Below are 2120 nucleotides of genomic sequence, written 5' to 3'. Positions count from 1 at the left end.
GCCACTTGCAGCCGTGCTCGGCGACGTACAGGATCGCATTGAGCACCTGCAGGTTGGACAGACTGACGTTGCCACGCTGCCGCGGCAGGCAACTCTCGATTTGCTCGTACTGGGCCTGGGAGATCTCCATGCCCGAACTGTCCGCGAAAATTGACCATTAGTGTTAACAGGCCCTAGTTGAAGAACAGCGTGAAGAAGATGTCGATGGCGTCCGACGTGCCCGTGGCCGCCTCGATCGACCAGCGCGGCGACAGCACGTAGCGCACGCGCGTCAGGTTGACCGCACCGCTCACGCTGCGCTCGTAGGTGAGGTAGACGTTGTCCGAGATGCGCTTGCCGAACGAGAGAATCTGGCCGCTGGTCCCGCTTTCCGTGCGCATGCCGACGGAATCGAGACCGAGTCCCTTGGTGCCGATGCCGAGCAGGGACGAGCCGCCGGCAGCGATCAGGCTCGCCGCTGCCGCGGTGAGCGCTTCGTTGTCGCGCGCGTTCGGGTCGGGCGCGCGCCCGAGCATGAGCCAGGAGAGCTTCTCGGTGTCCGGCACTTCGGGCACCGACACGAGCTTCACGGTCGGCATGCGCAGCGTGCCGGTGACGGACACACCCGCCTCCACCGCCTGGTTCTTGCGCATGGCGAGCGCGTTGATGCCGGGATTGTCGATCGGTCCCGAGAAGGTCAGGATGCCGCGCTCGACGGTGAGGCGCTGACCGAACGCGGTGTAGTAGCCCTGCACCACGCGGATGCTGCCGGTGGCCTTGGGCAGCTCGCGGTCGCGCGCACGCAGCTGGATCGACCCGACCAGCCGACCGTCGAGGCCGAAGGCATTGACGTAGAACTGCGTGCCGAGATCCAGATCGAGATCGATGTCGGCGAAGTTGCGACTCGCGCGCCGCTCGGCGTCGGCCTCCTGCCCCCTGACCACGATGTCGGACGAGAGCGTCGGCGCGCGGCTCGGCAGGACCTCGATGCGCGCGCTGTCGGCGGTGATCTTGCCCGTGGCCTTGAGCGCGCCGTCGATGACGGAGCCATCGATGTTGCCGCTCACGACGAGCTTCTGGTCCGGACGCGTGAGCAGCGCCAGCCGGTCCGCGACGAGCGTGAGCTTGAGTCCGCCGCCCGCCGTGAAATCGTACACGCCGGTGGTGACGAGCGTGCCCTCACCCCCGTGCAGCGTGAACTCGTTCAGGATGAAGCGGTCCTGCTCGAACGTGCCGCGCAGCGTGCCGTCTGCGAGGAACACGCCCAGTTCGGGAAGACCGACCTCGATGCCGCCGCCAGTGACGGTTCCCTGCAGCCCGGGAGCAGCGACGGTACCGCTTCCCGCAACCGCCACGTCGAGCTTGCCGGCAATGGCGACGGCATCCTCGGTCAACGCGCCGACCCAGGCGAGCGAAGGCACGCTCGCCCGCGCGTCCACCTTGAGCGGCGCCGTGCGAGGGATGCTCCACACGCCGTCGCTGCGGCTCGCCCGCGTCTCCACCGTGGCCGTCACCGTCCCGATGTCGCTGCCCGCGGCATCGAGCGTCGCGCGCACCCGGCCCTCCTCGCACTGCACACCGAGCTCGAACTTGTCGAGACCCAGCGCAGTCGGCGGCCGTGTGGGCAGCAGGATGTCGCCGGATTCGCGCCCGATCGCGACGCTGCAGTCGAGGGTCTGGTCCGCCCGCAGATTCCAGCGCCCGCCGAGCTTGAGCGTGGCTTCGACTGCGTCCGCATCCGGCGCCGGCCGGAGCAGGTATGCGACCGCCATCCCGCTGAAATCGCCGCTGGTCTCGAGGGTGCCGCCGATGCTGCGCACGCCCGCAATGTTCAGCGTCCCGTCGCCAAGGCGCAGGCGCGTCGCGCCGAGGATGAAGCGCCCGCTGCCGATCTCGACCGTTGCCGGATCGAGCAGTTGCACGGGATGCTGACCGCGATTGCCGAGGCTCGTGATGCGGCCGGTCCAGGTGCCGTTCGACCACGCGCCAGTCAGCGCAGTCGCCGCGTCGAACGCGGGTCCGGCGGCCGTGACCTGGATGTCGTGCTTCGCGAGCGTGCCGCTCGCCGTGACACTCGCCTTGTCGACCTGCTGTGTTCCGCGTTTCACGTCGCGCGCCTGCAGTGCGAGCTGAATGTCGCC

2 protein-coding genes are annotated in these 2120 nt (G+C 68.6%); both read right to left on the bottom strand.

The features are described from left to right. Positions 1–130: transposase (locus tag JNK68_12435; GenBank protein ID MBL8541163.1), on the bottom strand; the 130-nt coding region annotated here is incomplete at its 3' end. Between the two features lie 43 nt (positions 131–173). After that, positions 174–2120 (bottom strand): translocation/assembly module TamB domain-containing protein (locus tag JNK68_12430; GenBank protein MBL8541162.1); only part of this gene is annotated, 1947 nt, incomplete at its 5' end.

Source organism: Betaproteobacteria bacterium (genome assembly GCA_016791345.1).
In the GTDB taxonomy this organism is placed as follows: domain Bacteria; phylum Pseudomonadota; class Gammaproteobacteria; order Burkholderiales; family JAEUMW01; genus JAEUMW01.
Note: the sequence above shows the minus strand (reverse complement) of the source record. Positions and strands in the feature narration are given on the sequence as shown.